Raw genomic sequence first — 21,804 nt, 5'->3', positions numbered from 1 at the left:
AACCGGGGAAAGCATTAAGGTAAGTTCTTGTTCGCACATGCATAAACGTTTAGCCGGCCCGTAAAAATTTTTGTTGCGGGCCGGTTGAATTGCCTTCGCTATATTTTGCTCATACTTACTCGATATAAAGGATAAAATTTTAGAATTCGCAACGAAAGCCCCAGTGCGCCTTTGAGTTGCATTGCGCGTTTTATCGGCACATCAAATACATAAATTCTTAATAATTGACTGTTTAAGATTGCGGTAGATTTGCATCGGAGTTTCCCTTGAACTCACACGAAAATCTGTTATCGCTCGAGCGCGTTATGGGATCTTCTCTTAAACTAATCACCATTAATACCTGGAAAGGCGACGGTACGTACTGGGCTCGACTCAAGTTACTAAAACATCAACTGCAAGCTTTGAAGCCTGATGTAGTCGCTTGCCAGGAGGTATTTCAGGCCGCGGGAGCTGATACTGGAAGAGACCTGGCCGACCATCTGGGAATGTATTACCATGGTAGTTCCACCCGCTGTAAACCTCGCCTGTTTGAGGGGTTGATAATGGAGAGTTGTTCAGGATTGGGCCTGTTATCTCAGTATCCAATTGTTAATACCGATACAATTAAACTGCCAATGAACGAGAGGGATGGTGAACGAACTGCCCTTTTTTGCCAGCTCGATTGCGACGGTACAACCGTATTGGTCATCAATACGCACTTGACACACCTGTACAACGGTTCGACCCTTCGCAAAGCACAACTGCAGGCGATATTGGCGCAGGTCGATTTGTATGAGAAAGACATACCTATTTTTTTATGTGGCGACTTTAATGCTGACCTGCATTCGGATGAAATTCAATATTTATTGGCTCATCCGACTGTTTCAGTGCATAATCTCTACCAGGTTGGAAATGGTAAACAGCCTTGTTATACAGTTGTTAATCAGTCTGGCGAGCCGTCAGCAGAGGGTAAAAGCATTGATTTTATTTTCTCGCTGTCATACAATCACTCTTCGCATCCACATGTTACAGACGCCCGTATCGTTCTTGACACGCCCGATGAAGCGGGTATCTACCCGAGTGATCATTTCGGGGTAATGATTCAAGCCGAATTGAGCTGACTTTACTAACTCATACATTGAACGTATCAGAGATCAATGGATTGTCAGCTGTACGTTCGGGCTCCGAAAATCAGAACGTGGTGACGGACGAACACCCGCGATGGCCAGCCATTGATGATTTACGTCATTTTGTAAGAAGTACTAAGATGTATACCATCAGGGTGTCAACACCTTTTGGTATTCGAGCAAAGCTTGAAAACACTCATTTTTTCACTACCAGTTTATGGCAGACGGAAAGCTATTTTACGTAATTGGGCCTTCAGGGGCGGGGAAGGACACATTAATGAATTACGCTCGTCAGCAAATCAACGGCAAACTGCCCGTGGTGTTCGCGCATCGGTACATAACACGACCTATGTCAGCTGGGGGCGAAAACCACATTGAACTGAGTCAGACCGAGTTTTTGAAACGTCGGGAATTGGGCTTTTTCGCACTCGACTGGCAAAGCCATCAGAACTTCTATGGCATCGGTATTGAAATTCTTTCGTGGCTTAAAATGGGAGCCAATGTAGTAGTTAATGGCTCACGGGAATATTTGCCAACAGCCAGCCAACGGTTTCCAGCGATGCGGGTAGTGTTGATTGACGTAAGTCCAGAGGTACTACGACAGAGGTTGATCGATCGGGGCCGCGAAACTACCAGCGAAATCAACGCTCGCATTGAACGCTCACAACTCATGGCGCCGGTTATGCATCCTAATTTGGTACTGCTCAATAATGACCAACCTTTAGCTGAAACAGGAGCCAGATTTATTGAGTTACTAAATAGTTAGACTACAGGCGGCCGCGTATTCCGCATTTGAACTATCACAGGATCCTGTAACTTCATAAAGAGGCATCACACGTGATTTAACACGGTGCCAGATAGCTCGTTCGGTTGCAGTCAGTTCGGGCACAGAACGTAACGCGAGGACAATCGAGGGCAGTAGATAATTGTGAGGAACCTCATCGTCGATTTCCCATACCGTCAGCCCTCCCAAGTCCAAAGAGGGGGATCGGAGGCTGATCGAGAATTGAAGTCCGGGTGTATCGACCTTTCGTTAAGGCTAAAGAGAAAAAAAAGTATCGATCCCCTTGTGACTATGAAAGCGCCACATTGACACCCATCGAATTGGTAACTTCCTGGGCTGCAACCTGAAACTTTGCAACCCCTCGTACCCATACCTTCTTTACATCAGCGTACGTGCCTTTGCTATAAAAAGCTATCAAATCAGCTTCTTTGCCTACGTCAATACTGCCAACAATTTTATCCAATCCTATAGCCTTAGCAGGATTGAGCGATACTAAGTTGATAGCCTGGCTAGGCGACATGCCATCGTGCATCATCATTAACACCGCCGTGAGCATGGTCGGGAAGTGATAGTCTGAGCAAATCATATCGACCAGATCCTCTTGCATGGCGCTCACACATGACAGATTACCGCAGTGCGATCCCCCCCGAACGTAGTTTGGGGCTCCCATACATACGAGCATGCCGAGTTCTTTAGCTTTGCGAGCCGCGATCAGCGTCGTCGGCATTTCTGATAACGTAGCGCCAAAATGCCGGGCTTCTTCAACATGGGCTACGGTCGTATCGTCGTGGCTACCCAGCGGACAAACCCCTTCGAAAGCAGCCTGGATGGCGTCGCGGTGGTTAATACGGCTCAGTTCGTCAATCTGCTGGTGCAACCGCTGCCGGGTTTCGGCGTCGTTCGTGTTCCAGACTTTCATGCGTTTGACTACCAGGTCCTCAAACGTAAACTGCCGCTGGCCGGGGATAGCGTCGTTGTACACCACTAATTTCAGACTTTCAATCGACTTCATCTGGTCGAGGTAGTCCAGCACCGTATCCGTATTCGGGTTCAGCCGGGCGTGCACAAAATGCCGAACCAGCGCCCCTTTCCGCAGCTCATCAATCTCCCGCGACTGGCCAATAGCCTGGCTGAACGAGCGGTTTAGTCCATCATTGTCTGAAAAACTGACTGCGCTCAGAACGGTGGTCAGTCCGCAGGCTGCCGCACGCTGATCCATAAAATGGAACGCCATCGGAATCGGAAAGTCAGCACCCGGCCGTGGGTGGATTTCGCGTTCGAGGTAATCGGAGTGAATGTCTATACAGCCCGGTGCCAGCCACATACCCTGCAGGTTATCGCCCTCGGCGTAGGTTTTTCCCCTGACGATGTCGGTAATCAGACCGTTTTCAATGACAACGGAGCCGGTAAAATCGTCGGACGAGGTAATGATGTGGGCGTTGGTCAGGATATGGTGGTTCATACAGTTGGGCAAGAGCAAACGTTCGGAAAAGACAGCCAAAGGTGAAGTCCGTTTGTTAGGGACAGATTAGGGGTGCATGAGATTTTCAGGGCGTGTTGCTATTTGAGCAGGTCCTGCCCCAACGCACGGCTCCGAAGCCAGTCCGACAGCTTTTCCACCACAAAAACAAGCAGAATTGTAAAGCAGATCAGGGCCAGCGCATCCCGATAGCGCACGAGCCGCATGGCCATACTGATTTCGTAACCGACGCCCGCGCCCCCGAAAACCCCTAGCCCAATGGCCGCCCGCAGGTTGATGTCGAAGGCGTAGAACAGGTTGGCAATAAACGAGGGCAGCACTTGAGGCATCACCGCATACCGGATGACCTGCAGCTTACTGGCTCCGACGGAGTACACGGCGTCGATGGGTTCTTTCTCAGCCCCTTCGATGGCATTGGCAAACAATTTACCGAACATCCCGACGGTACCTACGGCCAGCGACAGCATCCCCGCAAAGGGGCCGAGCCCCACGGCAATTAGGAATAAAAGCAGTATGACCAGGCTTGGAATGACCCGTTCGATGGCCAGGAGCGTCCGGACAATGACACCTACCGTTGGGTGAGGAGTTGTATTGCGGGCCGCCAGGAATGCCAGTCCCATCGCTACCGTACTACCAACCAGCGTACCCAGAAACGCCATAGATAAGGTTTGCAGGATGGAAATGAAGATTTTTTCTTTGCGCCACAAGACCTCAAAATTAGGCGGGGTCATTTCGACCACCAGGTCGGCCATGTAGTGAAAATCGGTGATAAACAGCAGCGGCTCAAATTTAAAATACGTACACAGGCCGATGATCACTAAAGCCAGCACCGACAGATATGCAGCATGGCGTTTGTAGCGTTCGGAAGGCAGATACTGCTTATCGAGCGATACGTTCATAGAGCGAAAGAGGTTAGCTGACAAGTTGAACCGCAAGCATTACAGGGTTAATCAGAGTTTAGCCTCCTGGGATAGCTTTTTCCGAATGGAGTTCGACAGACGTTCAGAGAGGAATACAAGCAACAGCGTGATGAGAATGGCCGTAGTAGCCCGCTGGTATTGCAGTGTCTGAAACGAATAGTACAATTGAAACCCAATGCCACCAGCCCCTACGGCCCCCAGCAGCACCGAAAGCCGGATGTTGACTTCAAACCGGAAGATGGTGTTGCTCAACAGAGAGGGCAGCACCTGGGGCAGCACACCATAGGCGATTACCTGCAATTTGCGAGCCCCCACCGATTCGATGGACTCCAGTGTAGCCGGATTTATCTCTTCAATAGCATCGCTGAACAACCGACCCAGCATGCCGATACATCCGAACGCCATCGCAATAACGCCGGGAAAAGGTCCCAGCCCCAGGGCAGAAATCAGCAACAGGAGAATCACAATTTCAGGTAGGGATCGCTCCGTAGCCAGCAGAAAACGGCTCAGGTTGCGCAGCCACCGGGGAGCAATATTCGACGAAGCAGCCAATCCAAAAAAAAGCGACAGAAACGCGCCCAGGACAGTTGCCAGAAAAGCGAGTAAGATAGTTTCTAGGGCCGGCATGGCCATGTCGGCAAAGGCGGTCCAGTCGGGTGGAAACAAATAGCTGATAAATTCTATGCCTTTAGGAATCCCAGCTCTTAGAGCGTCCAAGTCGACCTTGCAGGAAATACCAGCCCAGTAGGCACAGAAAAAGGTAGCCAGCATCACCGTCCAGTTACGTAACGTCTGCTTACGCCGGTAGCTGCTGTATGTCCAGGATACGTTCTGTTTCATCAGACAGGCTGTAGAATTCGTTGAGACGCTTCAATTTCTGAAAGTTCAGCCCCGTAGAGATCAATCAGTTCACTGCGTGTCATCTTATTATCGCCGTCGCGAACCACCACACCATCTTTAAGCGCAATAATCCGAGTGCAGAACTCCATAACCAGATCAGGCTGATGAAAAACCCCGATAATTGGCATCTGCTCAGCCAGCGGCTTGAGAATCTGCATGATTTTTCGGGCGTTAGTCGGATCTAGGTTCGCAATGGGTTCGTCAGCCAACATCACAGACGGCTGCTGGTAGATGGCGCGGGCAATGGCTACCCGCTGCTGTTCGCCCCCGCTCAGCGATCCGACCGGGCGCTGAGCCAGGTGGGCTATTTTAAGGTGCTCAAGCACGGCCAGCGCACGCATGGCCTCGTCGTCAGTAAAGCCATAGAACAGGCTGCGCAACAGGTTAATACGTCCGAGCTGACCGATCATGACATTATCAATCGCTGACAGACGTTTCACCAGGTTGAACCCCTGGAAAATCACCCCGATCTGCCGACGTGCCTTTCGAAGCTCACGGCCTTTAGCATGCGTCAGATTGACGAGGTTATTCTGGTGGTCGGTAAACAGGACTTCACCGCTGGTGGGTCGGGTGAGTCCGTTGAGGCATCGCATGGTCAGCGTCTTACCGGCGCCACTCGGACCCAGTATGCCGACAAATTCGCCTTTGGTTATGGTGAAGCTGATACCCTTCAGGATAGGCACCCCCTCTTTCGTCGATTTCGTGATCTGTCGAACCTCTATCATGCGGGCTAAAAATCTGCAACGAAAGTAATCGCATCGTATTAGCCCCTATTAAGCCATTTGTTAGGGTTCGATTAGCGGGCAAAACCGTCGTCGGACTATTCTCTCGAAGCCGCTAACGAAAGCGCCGTAGCCTCTTCTCGGGTGCGAATCAGATTTTTAATGGTTTTAAATCGTTTAACCGCCTGAACAATGTCTTGGGTTCGTTCGAATGTTGTCCAGATGTAGCCGAGCAACGCCATCCCGTCAAATCCGGTATCGAACACACTGGTGACGACTTCATCCGTAATTCCCCCGAGGGCGATTACCTCCGGTCGGTTGGTTTTCTGTGTCAGGAAGCTTTTTAGCTCCTGCGTCCTGAACTTACTGTTATATCCCTGATTGGAAATACTATCGAAAACCGGACTCAGGAACAGGTAGTCGTAAAAAACAGGCATCCGCTTGATCTCTGGAATCGAGTGCAACGAAAAGCTGAGGTGTTCAAATGCCAAAGGAGAGTCTGAGGGAAGCTTTCGGCTGAGCAGGTAATCGTCATAGCCGAACTTTTTGGTAAAATGAGCGCCCTTTAAGCCATATTCATTGATCAACTCGAAGTGGGAATGCAGGACAACATACTGGCGAAACGGCTCGGCGATCTGTTCAATGTAGTTGGCCATCTGGTGGATCGTATAATCGCGTTTGCGCAGATGGAAATAGCGCAGTCCCTCGCAGAACAGCAGATTTAGGACGTAGTGCTCGTTGGGGATGTCGCTAAAGTTAGAGATCAGCAGTAATTTCATAGCTCGACGTAGCTTCTTGGCCGTATGGATATACGTAAAGTTATCATTCTTCTTTCAGAGTAAGTCCTTCAATCTGATTGGCCATCTGTCGCAGTGACTGGTATAGTGAATCCGTAACGGGAATATAGCTCATGCTATAGGTAAACTGTGACTGTAAGGCCTCCATAGCGTCGGGGTCAGCTTTCGCTACGTTCGTGTAGGCTAGCTGGATCTGTTTTTTCAAAGCCGGGTCCAGATCCTTCCGGACAAATATCGGACCCGGTGCAATCGGCTCCGATTCCCAGATAACCCGAACAGCACCGGGCTTTACCTTACCGGTCTTCATGAATCGATCAAGGGTAGCGTACATGATCGCAGCTACGTCGACCTTGCCAGACGCGACCGAGAACAGGGTAGCGGTGTGATCGGTGGACGTAAATACTTCCTTAAAATCCTGTGGTTTTATGCCACGTTTCTGTAGGTAGTAGCGAGGAACCAGGTGACCCGATGTAGATGTAGGGTACGCCCAGGATAGCGTAATATTACCGGCATTTTTTATGACGTCATCAATGGATCGTAAGCCCGAGTTAGGGCTCGTGATCAGGCAACTTTTGTAGTAACGTACGTTCCCGTCGGCAGCCGTGGTAGTGGCAATGGCTTCGGCCCCGATCACCTTCGAAGCAACCAGATACGTAAACGCGCCGGTGCCCCCCGCGACCTCAATCTTTCGGGCCCGCATAGCCTCAATCATGGCCGAGGGCGTTGTTATCTGCAAAAACTCCACCTCCCGCCCTAGTTGTTTGGCGAAGTATTTCGTCAGGACGTCCAGCCGCTCATATGTCTGCTCGGTTTCCTGCGCAACCAACAGCCCAAACCGGAGCTTCTCCGGATTACTGTCAGACTGGTCTTCTGAACGGCCGCAACCGGCCAGCAATCCTCCGGCCAGCACAAAAACCAGTAGGGTTGACCACCCTGTTTTCATTGCAGTAGGAAGTAAGAGGTTACGCTTACCGATTGTTAAAAATAGCCGGGGCATTTGTTTAAAAAGTTAGGATGCTGTGATGAAATCGTTAACAATGGGTCATGTGTCCCCTATTCGGGCAACGTCGCCGGATATGTTAATTGGTGGGCGACGTCATTGGCTATACTTTTCCAGAAATGAGGGCACGTCCAACAAATCCTTGAAGCGCGCTTCGAGGGTCGGGCGGTCCCAGTCCCACCAGGCAATAGCCAGGAGTTTCTCGATGACATCGTCCGGAAATCGTTTTTTAATAACCGCTGCCGCAACGCCGACCGCCACCTCGTACGGCCCGACGTCTTTGGTGACTACAGCCCCGCTGCCGATAACTGCCCCCGTCCCGATCCGAACCCCCGGCATGATGATGGCCCCGTGACCAATCCAGACGTCGTGGCCAATGGTGCAGCGGTGCTCCCGGCGCCAGTCGAAAAATGCTTCGTCGTTGACGGTGTCGAAACCGTACTGAATCCGGCGATACGTGCTGTGGTGCTGCGTTACGCGCCACTGCGGGTGGTTGCCGGGGTTGATGCGGCAACTGTTGGCGATAGAGCAGAACTTACCGATGTCGGCGTAGATAATAGACACATGACCGGCCGTGTAGCTGTAATCGCCGAACGTTGCTTCGGAAAGCGTGGTATGAGGCCCGAGGGCTGTCCAGCTACCCACCTGGCTCTTATGAATCCGGCAGGTTGGATGGATGGTCGGTTCTTCGCTCAGGAGTTTTCCACCCGCCGGTTCGGGGTCTTCGGGAAAACGGTCGATGGCTAGGAGCATACGTCAGGACTTGATAAATGAATACACGGGGTAGCCAGGCCTGGTCTCGAAATGAGCCAGATGCTGGTAGCTGCGTAATTCGGTTGTCGATACGGTAAAAAACAGGGGTTCGCGGTTCAGGGCGTCATTGATCGTCGCACAGGTGCTGATTAACCGTTTTTTTTCGGCTTCGGAAAGCAAAGAGCCGAAATAAGCCAGCGTAATGTGCCCGATAAACGGCCGGGTGCGCCGAACGGTCAGGGCGCGGAGGGGTTCGTCGGCGTAGAACTGCTCCCGAAACCGGAGAATCCGGTCGAAGTCACGCTCCTCATCGAATGTTCCCAGTATCCCCACCGCGCTGGAAAACAGACTCACCCCGACCAGACGCATCCGGATCGGGGTGGCCTCGGTGGCCTGCGGCAGTTGGGCAAACGCCCCGCTCACCAGTGCCGGGTATTCGTTGGTCAGTCCGGCGGCTACTACGTGAGCATGGTACCGCTCGGCGGACAGGGTATTGGCGACAGTCTGGTGGAAACTGTCGGCGGGCAGCGGGAAAAACGCATCGGGTCGGTCGAAGCCGGTCGCTATCTGCCCCTGCATCGCACGCAATCGGGGGCTCACATCGTCGTTGCCCGGATTGGTATCCACCATCGAAACGACGGCGTAACCTTCGTAGGGAAGGTGGTGCCATTGGCCGCCTACATACGCAAAATGGTCGGCTTTCCGGAGCTGCCCGGCCCGGTACCGAAGCTGATCTTCAGTAACTTCCCGGAGTTGCCGTTGCTGGTATTCGTGGTACGTCAGTTCGGCGACCGCCGACGTGTCTAGGCTTGCCATGCGGGTTCGGGTTGAGGTTGCAGATTCGCCTGCGCGACCAGGTGGCCGTTCACAAACGTATGGGTAACAATGGGCGTGCTTTCGGATACGTCCACCAGAATCAAATCAGCCTGCTTGCCCGTTTCGATGGAACCCGTCATCGAATCGATGCCGACGGCCTGCGCCGGGTGCAGGGTTGCGAGTTTAACCGCTTCGGTGAGTGCCATGCCATTGGCCGCCAGCCGGAACACCGCATGAAGCAACGAAGGGGGGTAATAATCCGAACAGAGACTATCGATAACCCCCGCCCGGATGGCTTCTTCAACGCCGAGGTTGCCCGACAGAGAGCCCCCCCGCAGCACGTTCGATGAGCCGCCGATAACGTACATACCCAGTTCCTTGCCGCGTTGGGCCGCTTCCATCGATACCGGAAATTCACAGATACGGATTCCGGCTGCGTACATGTCATCCACCTTCTGAGCCGTGTCGTCATCATGCGATGCCACAACTACTGAGCGGCTGCGGGCTAAATCAAGCAGAATGTCAAGTTGGTTCGTGGGCAGGATTGGGGCGGCCTGTTTTTCGGCCAGGTCCTGCCGGGCCTCAGCCTCCGACATCCCCTGCCGAACGGCCATCCGGATGAAACTATCAACGCTGACCTGCCCCTGCCCCGGTGTGTGATCCATAACCGAAAGCAGATCGATACAGCCTTTTTCGATTAGGTCACAGGCAGTTTCAAACGCGTCGATACCCGTTAGCTCAAAGCGCAGGTGTATTTTGTTGTTAATCAGGGTTCGCTGCCGGGTAAGGGCGTACACCCGGTCAAAAATCTCCCGCCGGCTGTATTTGCTCTGGGCATTGAGTTCGGCTGCGGTATACCCTAAATGCAGGGAATGGTAGACCGTTGTGATGCCGCAGCCGCTCATGCGCCGTTCGAGTTCGCGAAACGCTACGTCGATCGGGAAGTCGGCGCTCCGACGGGGCGAAATCTCGGCGTCAATGGCATCGGTATGCAGATCAATAAGTCCCGGCAACAACCATTTGCCCTGTGCATCGATGGCATCTTTAACCGAAAGGTAGTCGAGACTGCCCTTACCAATGGTCATGATTTTTCCCCCTGACAGGTGTACATAGCCGTTTCGGATTAGTCCTTTGGGGGTGACGATACTGGCGTTGTAGAGAAGCATGGACTGAAAACGTAGTTTAGGGTTAACTCACAGGTGAGGTGGTAGCTACAATGTGACCATCTTTAAGTTCGATCCGTCGATCGGCCAGCCGGTCGAGGGTGTAAAGATCATGCGAAATACACAGCACCGACGTCCCTTCTGCTTTCAGAGCTATGATCATGTCGATCACCACATCTTTCGTCCGCTGATCCAGCGAGGCCGTCGGCTCGTCGATCAGCAGCAGCCGTGGGCGGGCAATGATAGCGCGGGCTACGTTGATGCGCTGCTGTTCCCCCCCGCTGAAAGTCGATGGGTACGCATCCCAGAGCTCCTGAGGAAGCCCCAGCCGGTCAAGGTAGTCGCGCGACTGGTGCCAAGCTTCAGTCCGCCCAGCACCCCGGCGGAACAAGCCTTCGGCGACCACATCGGCAGCGGATACCCGGGGGATTACACTCAGAAACTGCGAGCAGTAGGTGATTTCGTCGCGTCGCAGGGCAATGATCTGGTGGTCGGTGGCCCGTACCAGATCGATCGGCCCGTAGCGCAGCGACTGGTAGTAAATCGCCCCGCTGGTGGCCAGATACGTCCGGTAGATGCTTTTCATCAGGGTGGACTTCCCGGAGCCAGATTTCCCGACCAGCCCCACGATTTCGCCCGGCTCCAGACTGAACGAAACGTTGGTGAGCGCGTTGATGCGTTTGCCATTCAATACGTGCATGTCAAATCGCTTGGTGTAGTGCCGGACGTCGAGGATGGGGGGCATGGGGCAGGGGTTTGGTTTACAGGTTTACGGTTTGTGGTTTACGGTTTGTAGTTTGTGGTTAAGTCCTCTGAGCGGCTCAGGGGCTTTATCAAGGGAAAACCGAGAACCGAAAACCACAAACAAGTTTACAAGAGCGAGCTGACCAGTAATTGCGTATACGGATGCTGGGGGTCCTGGAGAATCTGATCGGTCAGGCCCTGCTCGACAATACGCCCGTTTTTCATCACGATGGTCCGGTCGGTGAGCATCCGGATGACGCTCAGGTCGTGCGATACCACAATCATGGCGATACCCAGTTCCTGCTGGAGCGTGCGAATCATATCGAGCACTTTGGCCTGTACCGATACGTCGAGTCCGGTCGTGACTTCGTCCAGAAAGAGCAGCGGTGGGTTGTTGGCGATGGCCTTGGAAATCTGCACCCGCTGCTGCATACCCCCGCTGAAACTGGCCGGGCTGTCGTCCAGACGCCGGACGGGTACTTCGGTTTGTTCCAGCAGTTCGGTGGCGCGTTCGCGGATACGGCCGACGTTGAAATTGCCGGCCATCAGCAGCTTCTCCGCGATGTTGCCCCCCGACGAAAACCGGAAGTTCAGGCCGTCTTTCGGGTTCTGGTACACCATGCCCATCAGGTGGTTGCGGATGAAGCGCTTTTTCTGGCTGGACTCGTTCAGGATGTTGATGGCGCCGTTGCCGTACTGGTTGAAGTAAGCCACGCCCGCCGTGCTTTCCAGATCAAAGTACAGCAGGCGCACTACCGTACTTTTGCCCGAGCCACTTTCGCCGACGACCCCCAGCACTTCGCCCGGAAACAACTCCAGGTTAATGTCGGCGCAGGCCACGATGCTGTCCGTTTCGGGGCAGATGTTGGAGCCGAACAGCGGGCCCGTCAGCCGAACGGAGTTTTCGTTGGGTTCGCCGTAAATCTTGGTCAGCCCCTCTACTTTGAGCAGCCAGTTATCGGATAGGTTGGTCATGGTTGCGGGTCAGTATTAGCGTTCATCTCATCCAGCACCTCCTGCAAATACTTGTTCGACCACTGCTGCGGGCGGGTTTTGCGTTCGACCAGCTTGTCGAGGAAGTCGCTGTCGTTGATCACGTGCCGGAAGTCGCCGAGGTCGTTGTAGAGTTCGTCCATAAATGCGCCCCCCGTGCCCGACATCGAGCAGCGAATGCCGGAAAACTGCTCAATCCGAAACTTGACGTCCTCAAACTCAAGGGGAACAACGTCCGTGTGGGGGGGCACGGCGTAGAGTCGTTTCTCCCGGCCCGCGCCGAACAGGTACAAACAGTCGCTCTGGTTCAGGTTCGGAACGTCCCAGCGGGGAATGGGCGAAGGCGACATGATGTGCCGCCCGTTGACCATCACCGGGTAGCCCGCTCCCTGCATGATATCGCCGTAGCGAACAAAGGCTTCGTAGAGCGACACCCACATCCGGGCGTAATCGGCTTCGCCGTGCATCTCGCGGGTTTTGGTTTCGTAGCGCTCCACAGCCCGCAGCGGCTCGGGCTGGGGTACCTGAAACACCAGAATCTGGCCGTCGTTCAACTGCTCTTCCGGTATCCGGTGGCGGGTCTGAATCAACGTAGCTTCGTGCGTATCGAAGGTGACGCGGCAGTGGGTGACCCGGTGTACAAAATCGCGCAGGTTACAGGCGTTCACACTGGCGTCGCTGCCCTGATCGATAATTTTGAAGCGGTCGTCTTTGCCGATCACCGACAGCGTGACGTGCAGGCCGCCCGTTCCCCAACCCCGCGCAATGGGCATTTCGGGCGACGAATACGGCACCTGGTAGCCCGGTATGCAGATGGCTTTCAGGAGTTTCCGCCGGATTTCGCGCTTTGTATTCTCATCAATGAAGGCGAAATTGAACTGCGTATCGAATTTTTTGAACGTCGGGATCATAGTTCGGTCAGGACTTCGGTTGGCATACGCTCGGCATCCCCGGCCGATGGCCCGGATGCGCCGTTGGCCGGGGTTGACGTCGGTGACGTGGGTTTGGCCTCCGTTTTCTTTTTGCTTTTGGCAACGGCCCGGCGCACGTTGTTCAGTCCCGACTGGAACGTAACGTAGTGGGGCAGCTTGAGGTGGTTTGTGAAACCCATAGCCTCAATACCGTCGGTATGGTACAGCACGAACTCCTGGTCATTGGCCGGGGCGTCTTTCGTGCCGTTTCGCATGGCCCGGTCCAGAATCCCCATGCAGATCGCCTTGGTTTCGTTCTGGCCGAAGCACAGGCCGTAGCCGATGGCGTAGTACGGTACCGAGCCCGCACTACGTTCCGACTTTTTGCCGGTTTTAGCTTTGGTAATCATCTCGGCTTCGGTCACCCGGATGCGGCCAATGTAGCGGCTGCGGCCTGATGGGTCAGCAACGTTCACCTCAACCAGTCCGACCCGAAGTTCGCCCACGGTTGGGTGAACCCCGCCGTAGCCCCGCATGCTGCTGTAGCCGAGGGCCATGATGCCGCCCGTTTCGGCCCGTGCCAGCATCTGGAGCCGGGCGGAGCGGGGGGCCGGAAACTTAATGGCCTCGCGGGTGATGTCGACCAGTCGGCGACCTTCCTCCGATTCGTCGTCCCGGTTGCCGACGCCTTTGAGCAACCCCTGGGCGCGAAGCATGTCGATGACTTTGCCGAACGTTGTGACGGCTTTCCGGTCGGTTTCGCTGATTCGGGCTTTGAACTGCTCCAGAAACGCCTGCACCTGCTCGTAACTTTCGTCGGCCAGGCGGGTGTCGATGATACGTTGGGTATAATCGTAGGTTGGGCCGAGTACCTGTCCGCCGGGAATATCCCGAAACGACGACGAAATCCGCCGTTGAACGAACATGTTTCGGGTGTCAATTACCGCTGAGTAATACATGCGGGGCAGCGTTGCCCGGAACGCCCGCATGATAAACGCAGCTTCGAACACATCCCCTTCCACCTGCTTGAGGGCCAGGGCTCCGTATTCAGGCGCGTAGAAGGAGCCTTCGCCCATGATCTTGTCAATAGCCAGCCGGAACTGCGCCTGCAACTGTTTGATGTGGATGGGGGGCGTTTCGTCTTTTATCCGGTAAAACTCAACAAGATCAATCGAGTTGGCAATGGCTTCGGTCCCTCCCTTGACGGCAACGTAACCCATGGTCGTTTTTGGTTTGCGGTTCGTGGTGGGTGGTTTGTAGGGGGTGGTGTAGTTTGTGGTGAGTGGTTTGTAGTTCGTAGTGTTTCGCTGGCCAATAAGCATAGCCGTCCGACAACTACAAACCACTCACCACGAACCACAAACCACCCACTAACTACAAACCACCCACCACAAACCGATTAGATCGTGGAATGCACAAAATTTGGTCGTTCTGATCGGTCAGGATCGTATCAATACCCAGCGGATATTCTGCATTTTTGTCGCGCAGTGTTGTCAGCAGGGCTTCGTTCAGGCCAGCAACGAACACGGTTTGCTGCCCGTTTACGCCCGGTCCCGACAGGGTCAGTTGGAGCCGGGGTTCGGTCGTTTGATCGGGATGCAGGCTGATACTGGCTACGTCGATGATCACAAACGCATTCGTATCAGGGTAAGTGAGTGTGCCGGGTTTAGCCGCGTCGAGGTGCTGCGGACTGTCGTTTCCGTGCAGGAACAGAAAGTCGGCCTCGGCGGCCGGGGCTGGTCGCGAGGCCGTATTCACCGTAAAGTAGGTGGTAATGGCCGTCGCGTTCCGGGCGACAAAAAAAGACACGTCGGCGTTAAGCAGCCCCAGACCGATCAGCGCCGACGCCCGGTTGAGGGAATCGGGTGGCTGAATGGCTACCCCATTGAGTACGTTGAGTTTGCCCGGCCGCGCCATGCTGTCCATAATAAGCCTGAAATGCGTCTGCGCGTCGAAGACCTCGTCGTAAGAAGTTTCCCGTATCATATCTGAAAAGACAGAGAAGCCCTCAGGACTGCTCCATCAGTTTGAAATCTACTTTAGTCTGCATTATATGGCTGAACTCGTCTTCGTCCCGACGCTGAATCAGCCGTTCCTGTTCGACCAGAAAAGCGTCAATGGCGGGGGCCTGGGCGTCGTTCAGCGCCATGACCGCATCCATAACGGCCAGGCAATACGCCCGCTCCGGTTCGTCGCCGAGACAGATGCCATAGCCAACCTTACCATTGATGGCTACCTCGCAGGTCGTGGTGAGTGCTTCGCCCAGGTAAAAAGGCTGGTATTCGACTGAATCTTCCGCCTGGATCATGGTCAGACAAAGGCGGGGAGCTTTCAGGAGACTGGGTTGATAGCGATCAGATAAGTCATTGACAAACCTGGTCAGGTTGTCGAGCGGGCATTCGCAAAGAATGTAGTCCGTACGTTGGTTCTGCTCCATAAACGGCTGTTTCGATCAGTGAGCAGACAAAAGTAGCTGGGCTATATTCAGATTTGGTTAGGAAACAGATAGCATTCAATTACAGTAGTATTTTCATTCCTGCATCCGATAGCCCACGCCCCGTACCGTTTCAAGGTAGTCTTTATACGGTCCGAGTTTCTTTCGAAGCCCTGCCACCTGCACGTCGATGGAGCGTTCCGTGGCGAAATAGTCCATGCCGTTGACCTTCTCCATGATCTGGTTGCGGGTGTACACCCGGCCGGGTTTGCTGATCAGGAGTTGCAGCAGTTTAAACTCCGTGTAGGTCAGGTCGATTGCTTCCGTATCAATTAGAACCCGGTGCTGCTCAATGTTCATGGTGAGCTTTTTGAACGAAAGAACCTTGTCGTCCGGAGTTACTTCTATCGGTTCCGGCTCGGCCAGCAGCAAAGGGACTGGTTGTGTGCGGATGAGAATTTTTTTTATGCGGGTAATCAGTTCGCGAATTCGAATGGGTTTGATGAGGTATTCATCGGCCCCCAATTCGAGGGCCGTTACGGCATCGATTTCGTCGGCCCGGGCGGTCAGCATCACAAAGGGGATGTGCGACAGACTGTTGTCCCGTTTCATCAGCCGGCAGAGATCCAGCCCGTCAATGTCGTTCATCATCCAGTCACACACCACCAGATCGGGCCGGATAGCGTACATGTTCTGCAGGGCTTCCCTCCCCGACAGAAAGGTATGGACGGTAGCTCGCTCTCTTTCGAGATTGTACCGGATCAGGTCTAGAATATCTTCCTCGTCGTCGATGACGACAATTGTTGAAAATTTCATTCGTATGTCCAGTTAATAGCCGAAACTATCATTGAGTTGCCACTGAAAAGGCTTGGACTACACAAGAAGTGATCTGGATTGTTAGCATTCTGTAACGACTAAATTAGTGAGTCGCCTGAATACTGAGTTTATGTTAGTATTAAATCGCTGGCGAGTCTGTCGGCGCCAGGGGCATACCATGCCGCCGTTTCGGATTAACAGTTTACCCTAAGCGCGTCTGAACCGGCGCTGACACGCTTTCCATAGACTCAGCACACATTTACACCTATCTGCTGGCTTTAATCTCTACCAGCAACATCACGCATCTCACGCGTAGGCGTGGTATAACCTTGCTGGTCAGACCTTAATATTCCGGCACAAACGTGTCGATTTGATTAGACCTGTATTAGGTTTTAGTTAGTGAGGCCGACTGGCACAAGAGTCCATTCGGGTACGTATATTCTTCTAAAAATTCCCTCAGCCATCCGGATCGCCTGTCTACCCGACTTACATTATTTACCTGTTTCGCTGGCCAATATTCCTTAACCGAAACTTAAAACGGGGAACCAGAACCCTAAACGATTTCAAATATAACCCTAACATAGCCGCGATAATCTTGCCACCGAATTGATCAGATCAATTCCTGAAAGCCCCCTCCTTGACCGGTCAGCATGACTGTTGCCGGAAGCGTTCATCAGCGCAATCATATGATTACTAAGAACATTACACGTAAAACGGCTGAAAAATGAGCTTACAACTACGAAAATTTCGAATGCACCTGGTAAGACTAATGATGGTTGTCTTTGTGCTGCAGGGAATGGCTATGCACGCTTTGTTTGCAGGCACGGTTGTGGGAATTAGCGGCAGGGTTATCGATGACGCCGGGCAAGGGCTGCCGGGTGTCAACGTGGTCCTGAAAGGATCGACCAACACCGGTACGACGACCGATGGCAACGGGCAGTTCCGGCTCGACGTACCAAATCAGAACGCCGTGCTGGTGTTCAGCTCGATCGGCTACGTTACGCAGGAAGTGACGGTGGGAACACGTACGGTTCTGTCCGTGACGATGCAGACCGATACGCGCTCCCTCAACGAAGTGGTAGTGGTTGGCTACGGTACTCAGCAGCGGGCCGACGTGACGGGGGCCATCGGGTCGGTTGGCGAAAAAGACTTCAACCGGGGCGTCATCACTTCGCCGGAGCAACTGATTCAGGGTAAGCTGTCGGGGGTGAATATAACCGGTAACACTGGCGAGCCGGGCGCTAACCAGACGATCATTGTGCGGGGGCCAGGTTCAATCCGTAGTGGTAATACTCCGCTGTTCGTGGTGGATGGCGTACCGCTCGACAATTCGGTGGTGAGTACCGGGTCGGCTAACGTAGGCTTCGGCTCCAGCGCCCCGCTGAACCCGCTCAACTTCATCAACCCGGCTGATATTGAGTCTGTAGACGTACTGAAAGACGCGTCGGCAACGGCGATTTACGGAAGCCGGGGCGCCAACGGTGTCGTTATTATTACGACAAAAAAAGGATCGGCCAAAAAATCGGGCCTGAGCTACTCCAATTACTTCGGCGCATCGACGGTGGCCAATAAGATTGACCTACTCACGGCCGAGGAGTTTATCCGGTTTCAGGATGCCAACAACCGACCCGCTAATATTTACAACCGCAACATCAGTACCGACTGGCAGGATCAGATTCTCCGCACGGCTTTCACGCAGAACCATAACCTGGCGCTGAACGGTGGCTCCGAAAACTCAACGTACTACGTATCGCTGTCGCTGCTGAACCAGGAGGGAATTATTAAAACGAATGAACTGAAGCGCTACACCGGGCGGATCAATTTTACGCAGAAGCTGCTGGATGATCGGCTGGGGGTGAGTGTCAACTTTACGGCGGGGCATACAAACAACCGGGCCGCTCCGCGCAACGACTTCGCCGGAGCCAACTCGGGCAGTCTAATTCCGGATGCGCTGGGGGCCAACCCGACGTACCCGGTGCGCAACCCCGATGGATCACTGTTTGTGTTCCCGCAAGGTCGTAACCCGCTGGCCGATCTGGAGCTGTTCGACAGCTACGCCCGCACCGACCGGGTTCTGGGTAACATTGAAGGGCGACTGAAGCTCATCAAAGGCCTGGAATACCGGATCAATTTCGCGATCGACCGGAGCGTCGGCAACGGCGAAACGCAGGTGAAGCGGAGCGGTCTGCCAAAGCTGGATTTCCCGGAAGGCCGGGCGGTGTTCGCCAAAAACGAGTCGTCCAGCAACCTGATTGAAAATTACCTGAAATACGCCTTTTCAGTCGGGAACAATACGTTTGATGTGCTGGCCGGTCATTCGTACCAGCGCTTCTTCCAGCGGACCAACTCGTCGAGCATCAACAACTTCTCGACCAGCGAAATCGACGCCATCTACAATCCAGGCATCGGTACCAGCCTGAGCATCAGCCAGAATCCTATCCTGGGTAGTGCCAGTATTAACGAATTGCAATCATTCTACGGCCGGGTCAACTACGCCTTTGCCGACAAATACTTGCTGACGGCCACGGTGCGGGCCGATGGATCGTCGAAGTTCGGAGCCAACAACCGCTACGGTCTGTTCCCGTCAGTATCGGGCGCCTGGAAGCTCAAGAATGAAGCGTTTCTGTCGGGTTTAAATTTTGTCAGTGATCTGAAGCTGCGGGCGGGCTGGGGCCAGACCGGTAACCAGGAAATTCCCGGCAAGATCACCCTGCCACTGCTGACGTCGGGTACCGGTAACGGCCAGGGCTACCCGCTGACTGAATCCGGTATTACGCCCGGCTACACGTACTCGCGGACGGCTAATCCGGACATCAAGTGGGAGGTAACGACGCAGACCAACATCGGGCTGGACTTCGGCCTGTTCGGTGGTGCGCTGTCCGGTACAGTCGATTACTTCTACAAGAACACCAGCGATATGCTGCTGAACATCACCGTGTCCGATCCCGTATCGCCGACCGGCAGCCGGTGGCAGAACGTGGACATGAACGTGATCAACGAAGGGCTGGAACTGGGCCTGAACTACGCATCGCCCCGCAACAGCAAAGTGTACTGGCAACTGGGCGGTAACGCGACCTTCCTCCGGAATGAAGTGCAGAATGCGCCCTTCTCGTTCCTGCGTACCGGTTCCATCAGCGGTCCGGGCCTGTCGGGCGTAACGGTGAGCGGTAACCTGAACGGGTATCCCATCGCTTCGTTCTACCTGCAGGAGTTCACCGGCTTGAATGAAAACGGTCTGAACGCCTTCCGCGATGTCAACGGCGACGGAACCATCAGTGCCGCCGACCGGATTGTGGCTGGTTCGCCCATTCCGAACTTTACCTATAACTTCAACGGTAACGTCGGCTACAAAGGCTTTGATCTGTCGGTCAATTTCAACGGGGTGTCGGGCAACAAAATCTATAACAACACGGCCAATGCCTACTTCAATCTGCCCCAGTTGGCATCCGGCCAAAACATTGCACAGGCGTATGTGACGGCCAACGAAAGCAATACCAACTCCGCCACGGCCTCGACCCGCTTCCTGGAGAGCGGCAATTTCATGCGGCTGAATAACGCCACCCTGCGGTACAACTTCAACACGGCGAAGATTAACTGGCTGAAAAACCTGTCGGTGTTCGCCACGGGCCAGAACCTGCTGACCTTCACCAACTACACAGGCTTCGACCCCGAAGTTAACGTGCCGGCCAATACCGATGGGATCATTGCCTACGGTATTGATATCACCAACTATCCACGAGCCCGCACTTACCTGCTTGGTATAAATGTCTCATTCTAATCTACTCAGTCTCAACCCATGAAAAAGATACTGTTTGTGATGTTGCTCGGACTGACGTTCGGGTGCACCGACCTGAAAGAAGAAGTGCTGGACGAAGCTCTGAATACGAACCTGTTGCAGGGACCCGGCGCAGCCGGTGGCATTCTGGCTCCGGTCTACGCCCGCATGAACGGTTTGTTCAACGGCCACGAAGATTATTTTCTGCTCCAGGAAGTATCTACGGACGAGGCCATCGTGCCGTTCCGGGGTGGTACCGACTGGTACAACGGTGGGGTACTGATCGAAATGCACCAGCATACCTGGAGCAGCAACCACACGAGCCTTGCCAACGTCTGGAACCAGTTGACGCAAGGCATTGCCCGGGCGGGTATCGCCGAAAGCACCCTGAAGACGCTGAACGACCCGAACGCAACCCTTTACGGAGCCGAAGCACGGGCCATGGGCGCGTTCTACAACTACGTTCTGTTCGATGCCTTTGGCCTGTGTCTGTACCGCGATCCGGCTTCGATCAGCGCCGGTACGGGCGAGTCGCAGGTATTCCGGGGGCAGGAGGCTATCGACTTCCTGCTTCGCGAACTGGACGCGGTCGAGAACACGCTCCAAACCAAAAGCCAGGTGGGGGCCGGTCGCTTCACAAAGGGGGCTGTCTGGGCGCTGAAGGCCAAAATCTATTTGAACAAGGCGGTGTACCTAAATCGTACGGCCTCGACGTTCACGTTCCCGGCCGATGATATGAACAGGACGATTGAGTTCTGCGACCGCATCATCAGCTCAAACCAGTACGCCCTCGAAACCACCGATTATTTCCGGATTTTCAACCTCGACAACCACAACCATCCGGAACATATTTTCGTGCTTGACCAGCGCGACGACGCCAACAACGGCGGCCGGTTCACCTGGTTTGCCCTGGCCCGCAATCACCACTTCAGCCTGATCAATCCGCAGTCGGTGGGTACAGATGGCGGCTCCATCACGCCCGAGTTCTGGAACACCTGGCAGAACAACCGCAACGATCCGCGCTTCTACAAGGAAGTGATTCCGCAGGACGGCTCCGTTACGTCGGTGCCCGAAAGCCGCTGGGGACTGAACCGGGGCCTGTTGCAGGGGCAGCAGTACGGCATTGTGCTCAACAGCGCCGGAAACGGATTCAAACGGACGGCCAACGGCGAACTGGTCATCGAAAAACTGTTCAACCGGGCCCGGACCGGCGAAGCAGTTGACTTTTCCGTGGCCGTTGATTTTGACCGGAACAGCGGGCACTCCAACGGAGTGCGGGTATCCAAATACGAAGTGGACCCCCGGGCTACCAACGGCCGGAACTACTCGCGGGTTGACCAGCCCCTGATTCGTCTGGCGGACATCTACCTGATGCGGGCCGAAGCCAAACTCCGCAAGGGAGACGTAGCCGCTGCCCTCGAAGACGTCAACGCTGTGCGGAGAGCCCGCAAACACCCCAAACTGCTGGCCGCTAACGAACTGACGCTGGATGCGCTGTTCAACGAGCGCGGATACGAACTCTACTGGGAAATGGTTCGGCGGACCGACATGATCCGGTTCGGTAAGTACGAAGACACGCGGGCGTCGAAAACCGACAAAGACCCGAAGCGTCGGTTGTTTCCCATCCCGCAACCAGCTATTGATGCCAATCCCCGTTTGTTAACCCAGAATCAATAAATCCAGCTTTTTC

Annotated in this window: 20 protein-coding genes; 4 read left to right on the top strand and 16 right to left on the bottom strand. The window is 54.2% G+C overall.

Going from position 1 to position 21,804, the window contains the following annotated elements; genetic code table 11:
- The first annotated feature begins 305 nt into the window (after positions 1-305).
- Both BN8_RS02280 and phnN read left to right on the top strand, forming a co-directional pair.
- Positions 306-1,100 (top strand): endonuclease/exonuclease/phosphatase family protein, encoded by a 795-nt coding sequence (locus BN8_RS02280; RefSeq protein ID WP_040005257.1) that lies wholly within the window; start codon positions 306-308, stop codon positions 1,098-1,100.
- A gap of 223 nt (positions 1,101-1,323) precedes the next feature.
- On the top strand, positions 1,324-1,872 hold the full coding sequence (gene phnN / locus BN8_RS02275; RefSeq protein WP_009280160.1) for a phosphonate metabolism protein/1,5-bisphosphokinase (PRPP-forming) PhnN: 549 nt from the start codon (positions 1,324-1,326) through the stop codon (positions 1,870-1,872).
- A gap of 307 nt (positions 1,873-2,179) precedes the next feature.
- Here phnN and BN8_RS02270 read toward each other — a convergent pair whose 3' ends face one another.
- From BN8_RS02270 to BN8_RS02195, 16 genes are all read right to left on the bottom strand, one after another.
- On the bottom strand, positions 2,180-3,352 hold the full coding sequence (locus BN8_RS02270; RefSeq protein ID WP_009280159.1) for an alpha-D-ribose 1-methylphosphonate 5-triphosphate diphosphatase: 1,173 nt from the start codon (positions 3,350-3,352) through the stop codon (positions 2,180-2,182).
- 98 nt (positions 3,353-3,450) lie between these two features.
- Positions 3,451-4,269: a phosphonate ABC transporter, permease protein PhnE gene (gene phnE / locus BN8_RS02265; protein WP_009280158.1), complete on the bottom strand. Its 819-nt coding sequence runs from the start codon at positions 4,267-4,269 to the stop codon at positions 3,451-3,453.
- Between the two features lie 51 nt (positions 4,270-4,320).
- The gene (gene phnE / locus BN8_RS02260; protein ID WP_009280157.1) at positions 4,321-5,130 is read right to left on the bottom strand and encodes a phosphonate ABC transporter, permease protein PhnE; all 810 of its coding nucleotides are present in this window, start codon (positions 5,128-5,130) and stop codon (positions 4,321-4,323) included.
- Positions 5,130-5,915 carry a phosphonate ABC transporter ATP-binding protein gene (locus BN8_RS02255; RefSeq protein ID WP_009280156.1) on the bottom strand — a complete coding sequence of 262 codons (786 nt, stop codon included), beginning with the start codon at positions 5,913-5,915 and terminating at the stop codon, positions 5,130-5,132. The genes phnE (BN8_RS02260) and BN8_RS02255 overlap by 1 nt, the downstream gene beginning before the upstream one ends.
- Positions 5,916-6,010: 95 nt before the next feature.
- On the bottom strand, positions 6,011-6,691 hold the full coding sequence (locus BN8_RS02250; protein ID WP_009280155.1) for a thiamine phosphate synthase: 681 nt from the start codon (positions 6,689-6,691) through the stop codon (positions 6,011-6,013).
- A gap of 43 nt (positions 6,692-6,734) precedes the next feature.
- Positions 6,735-7,652, bottom strand: a complete 918-nt coding sequence (locus BN8_RS02245; protein ID WP_040005255.1) for a phosphate/phosphite/phosphonate ABC transporter substrate-binding protein — start codon at positions 7,650-7,652, stop codon at positions 6,735-6,737.
- 153 nt (positions 7,653-7,805) lie between these two features.
- Entirely contained in the window at positions 7,806-8,462 is a 657-nt protein-coding gene (locus tag BN8_RS02240) for a DapH/DapD/GlmU-related protein (protein WP_009280153.1), read from the bottom strand.
- 3 nt (positions 8,463-8,465) lie between these two features.
- Positions 8,466-9,278 carry a hypothetical protein gene (locus BN8_RS02235; RefSeq protein WP_009280152.1) on the bottom strand — a complete coding sequence of 271 codons (813 nt, stop codon included), beginning with the start codon at positions 9,276-9,278 and terminating at the stop codon, positions 8,466-8,468.
- Positions 9,266-10,444, bottom strand: coding sequence for an alpha-D-ribose 1-methylphosphonate 5-triphosphate diphosphatase (locus tag BN8_RS02230; protein ID WP_009280151.1), 1,179 nt, complete (start codon positions 10,442-10,444; stop codon positions 9,266-9,268). The genes BN8_RS02235 and BN8_RS02230 overlap by 13 nt, the downstream gene beginning before the upstream one ends.
- A 22-nt stretch (positions 10,445-10,466) precedes the next feature.
- Positions 10,467-11,186, bottom strand: coding sequence for a phosphonate C-P lyase system protein PhnL (locus tag BN8_RS02225; RefSeq protein ID WP_009280150.1), 720 nt, complete (start codon positions 11,184-11,186; stop codon positions 10,467-10,469).
- A gap of 125 nt (positions 11,187-11,311) precedes the next feature.
- Entirely contained in the window at positions 11,312-12,160 is an 849-nt protein-coding gene (locus BN8_RS02220) for an ATP-binding cassette domain-containing protein (RefSeq protein WP_009280149.1), read from the bottom strand.
- Positions 12,157-13,089: an alpha-D-ribose 1-methylphosphonate 5-phosphate C-P-lyase PhnJ gene (locus tag BN8_RS02215; RefSeq protein ID WP_009280148.1), complete on the bottom strand. Its 933-nt coding sequence runs from the start codon at positions 13,087-13,089 to the stop codon at positions 12,157-12,159. The genes BN8_RS02220 and BN8_RS02215 overlap by 4 nt, the downstream gene beginning before the upstream one ends.
- On the bottom strand, positions 13,086-14,411 hold the full coding sequence (locus BN8_RS02210; protein WP_009280147.1) for a carbon-phosphorus lyase complex subunit PhnI: 1,326 nt from the start codon (positions 14,409-14,411) through the stop codon (positions 13,086-13,088). Before BN8_RS02210 ends, BN8_RS02215 begins: the two co-directional genes overlap by 4 nt.
- A 52-nt stretch (positions 14,412-14,463) precedes the next feature.
- Positions 14,464-15,075 (bottom strand): phosphonate C-P lyase system protein PhnH, encoded by a 612-nt coding sequence (gene phnH / locus BN8_RS02205; RefSeq protein ID WP_009280146.1) that lies wholly within the window; start codon positions 15,073-15,075, stop codon positions 14,464-14,466.
- Between the two features lie 22 nt (positions 15,076-15,097).
- On the bottom strand, positions 15,098-15,526 hold the full coding sequence (phnG, locus tag BN8_RS02200; protein WP_009280145.1) for a phosphonate C-P lyase system protein PhnG: 429 nt from the start codon (positions 15,524-15,526) through the stop codon (positions 15,098-15,100).
- A 93-nt stretch (positions 15,527-15,619) separates the two neighbouring features.
- Positions 15,620-16,339: a response regulator transcription factor gene (locus BN8_RS02195; RefSeq protein WP_009280144.1), complete on the bottom strand. Its 720-nt coding sequence runs from the start codon at positions 16,337-16,339 to the stop codon at positions 15,620-15,622.
- A gap of 724 nt (positions 16,340-17,063) precedes the next feature.
- Here BN8_RS02195 and BN8_RS02190 point away from each other — a divergent pair.
- The gene (locus BN8_RS02190) at positions 17,064-20,117 is read left to right on the top strand and encodes a SusC/RagA family TonB-linked outer membrane protein (protein ID WP_009280143.1); all 3,054 of its coding nucleotides are present in this window, start codon (positions 17,064-17,066) and stop codon (positions 20,115-20,117) included.
- A gap of 18 nt (positions 20,118-20,135) precedes the next feature.
- A complete protein-coding gene (locus tag BN8_RS02185; RefSeq protein ID WP_009280142.1) occupies positions 20,136-21,791 on the top strand; it encodes a RagB/SusD family nutrient uptake outer membrane protein in 1,656 nt (551 codons plus the stop codon).
- Positions 21,792-21,804 lie beyond the last annotated feature (13 nt).

It is taken from the genome of Fibrisoma limi BUZ 3 (assembly GCF_000296815.2).
Classification (GTDB): Bacteria; Bacteroidota; Bacteroidia; order Cytophagales; family Spirosomataceae; genus Fibrisoma; species Fibrisoma limi.
This window is presented reverse-complemented; position numbering and strand designations above follow the sequence as displayed.

Bases quoted from the DNA above. Each gene is read 5' to 3' on its own strand.
- BN8_RS02280 (WP_040005257.1), top strand. From the start codon at position 306: ATGGGATCTTCTCTTAAACTAATCACCATTAATACCTGGAAAGGCGAC.
- phnN (WP_009280160.1), top strand. From the start codon at position 1,324: ATGGCAGACGGAAAGCTATTTTACGTAATTGGGCCTTCAGGGGCGGGG.
- BN8_RS02270 (WP_009280159.1), bottom strand. From the start codon at position 3,352: ATGAACCACCATATCCTGACCAACGCCCACATCATTACCTCGTCCGAC.
- phnE (WP_009280158.1), bottom strand. From the start codon at position 4,269: ATGAACGTATCGCTCGATAAGCAGTATCTGCCTTCCGAACGCTACAAA.
- phnE (WP_009280157.1), bottom strand. From the start codon at position 5,130: ATGAAACAGAACGTATCCTGGACATACAGCAGCTACCGGCGTAAGCAG.
- BN8_RS02255 (WP_009280156.1), bottom strand. From the start codon at position 5,915: ATGATAGAGGTTCGACAGATCACGAAATCGACGAAAGAGGGGGTGCCT.
- BN8_RS02250 (WP_009280155.1), bottom strand. From the start codon at position 6,691: ATGAAATTACTGCTGATCTCTAACTTTAGCGACATCCCCAACGAGCAC.
- BN8_RS02245 (WP_040005255.1), bottom strand. From the start codon at position 7,652: ATGAAAACAGGGTGGTCAACCCTACTGGTTTTTGTGCTGGCCGGAGGA.
- BN8_RS02240 (WP_009280153.1), bottom strand. From the start codon at position 8,462: ATGCTCCTAGCCATCGACCGTTTTCCCGAAGACCCCGAACCGGCGGGT.
- BN8_RS02235 (WP_009280152.1), bottom strand. From the start codon at position 9,278: ATGGCAAGCCTAGACACGTCGGCGGTCGCCGAACTGACGTACCACGAA.
- BN8_RS02230 (WP_009280151.1), bottom strand. From the start codon at position 10,444: ATGCTTCTCTACAACGCCAGTATCGTCACCCCCAAAGGACTAATCCGA.
- BN8_RS02225 (WP_009280150.1), bottom strand. From the start codon at position 11,186: ATGCCCCCCATCCTCGACGTCCGGCACTACACCAAGCGATTTGACATG.
- BN8_RS02220 (WP_009280149.1), bottom strand. From the start codon at position 12,160: ATGACCAACCTATCCGATAACTGGCTGCTCAAAGTAGAGGGGCTGACC.
- BN8_RS02215 (WP_009280148.1), bottom strand. From the start codon at position 13,089: ATGATCCCGACGTTCAAAAAATTCGATACGCAGTTCAATTTCGCCTTC.
- BN8_RS02210 (WP_009280147.1), bottom strand. From the start codon at position 14,411: ATGCTTATTGGCCAGCGAAACACTACGAACTACAAACCACTCACCACA.
- phnH (WP_009280146.1), bottom strand. From the start codon at position 15,075: ATGATACGGGAAACTTCTTACGACGAGGTCTTCGACGCGCAGACGCAT.
- phnG (WP_009280145.1), bottom strand. From the start codon at position 15,526: ATGGAGCAGAACCAACGTACGGACTACATTCTTTGCGAATGCCCGCTC.
- BN8_RS02195 (WP_009280144.1), bottom strand. From the start codon at position 16,339: ATGAAATTTTCAACAATTGTCGTCATCGACGACGAGGAAGATATTCTA.
- BN8_RS02190 (WP_009280143.1), top strand. From the start codon at position 17,064: ATGAGCTTACAACTACGAAAATTTCGAATGCACCTGGTAAGACTAATG.
- BN8_RS02185 (WP_009280142.1), top strand. From the start codon at position 20,136: ATGAAAAAGATACTGTTTGTGATGTTGCTCGGACTGACGTTCGGGTGC.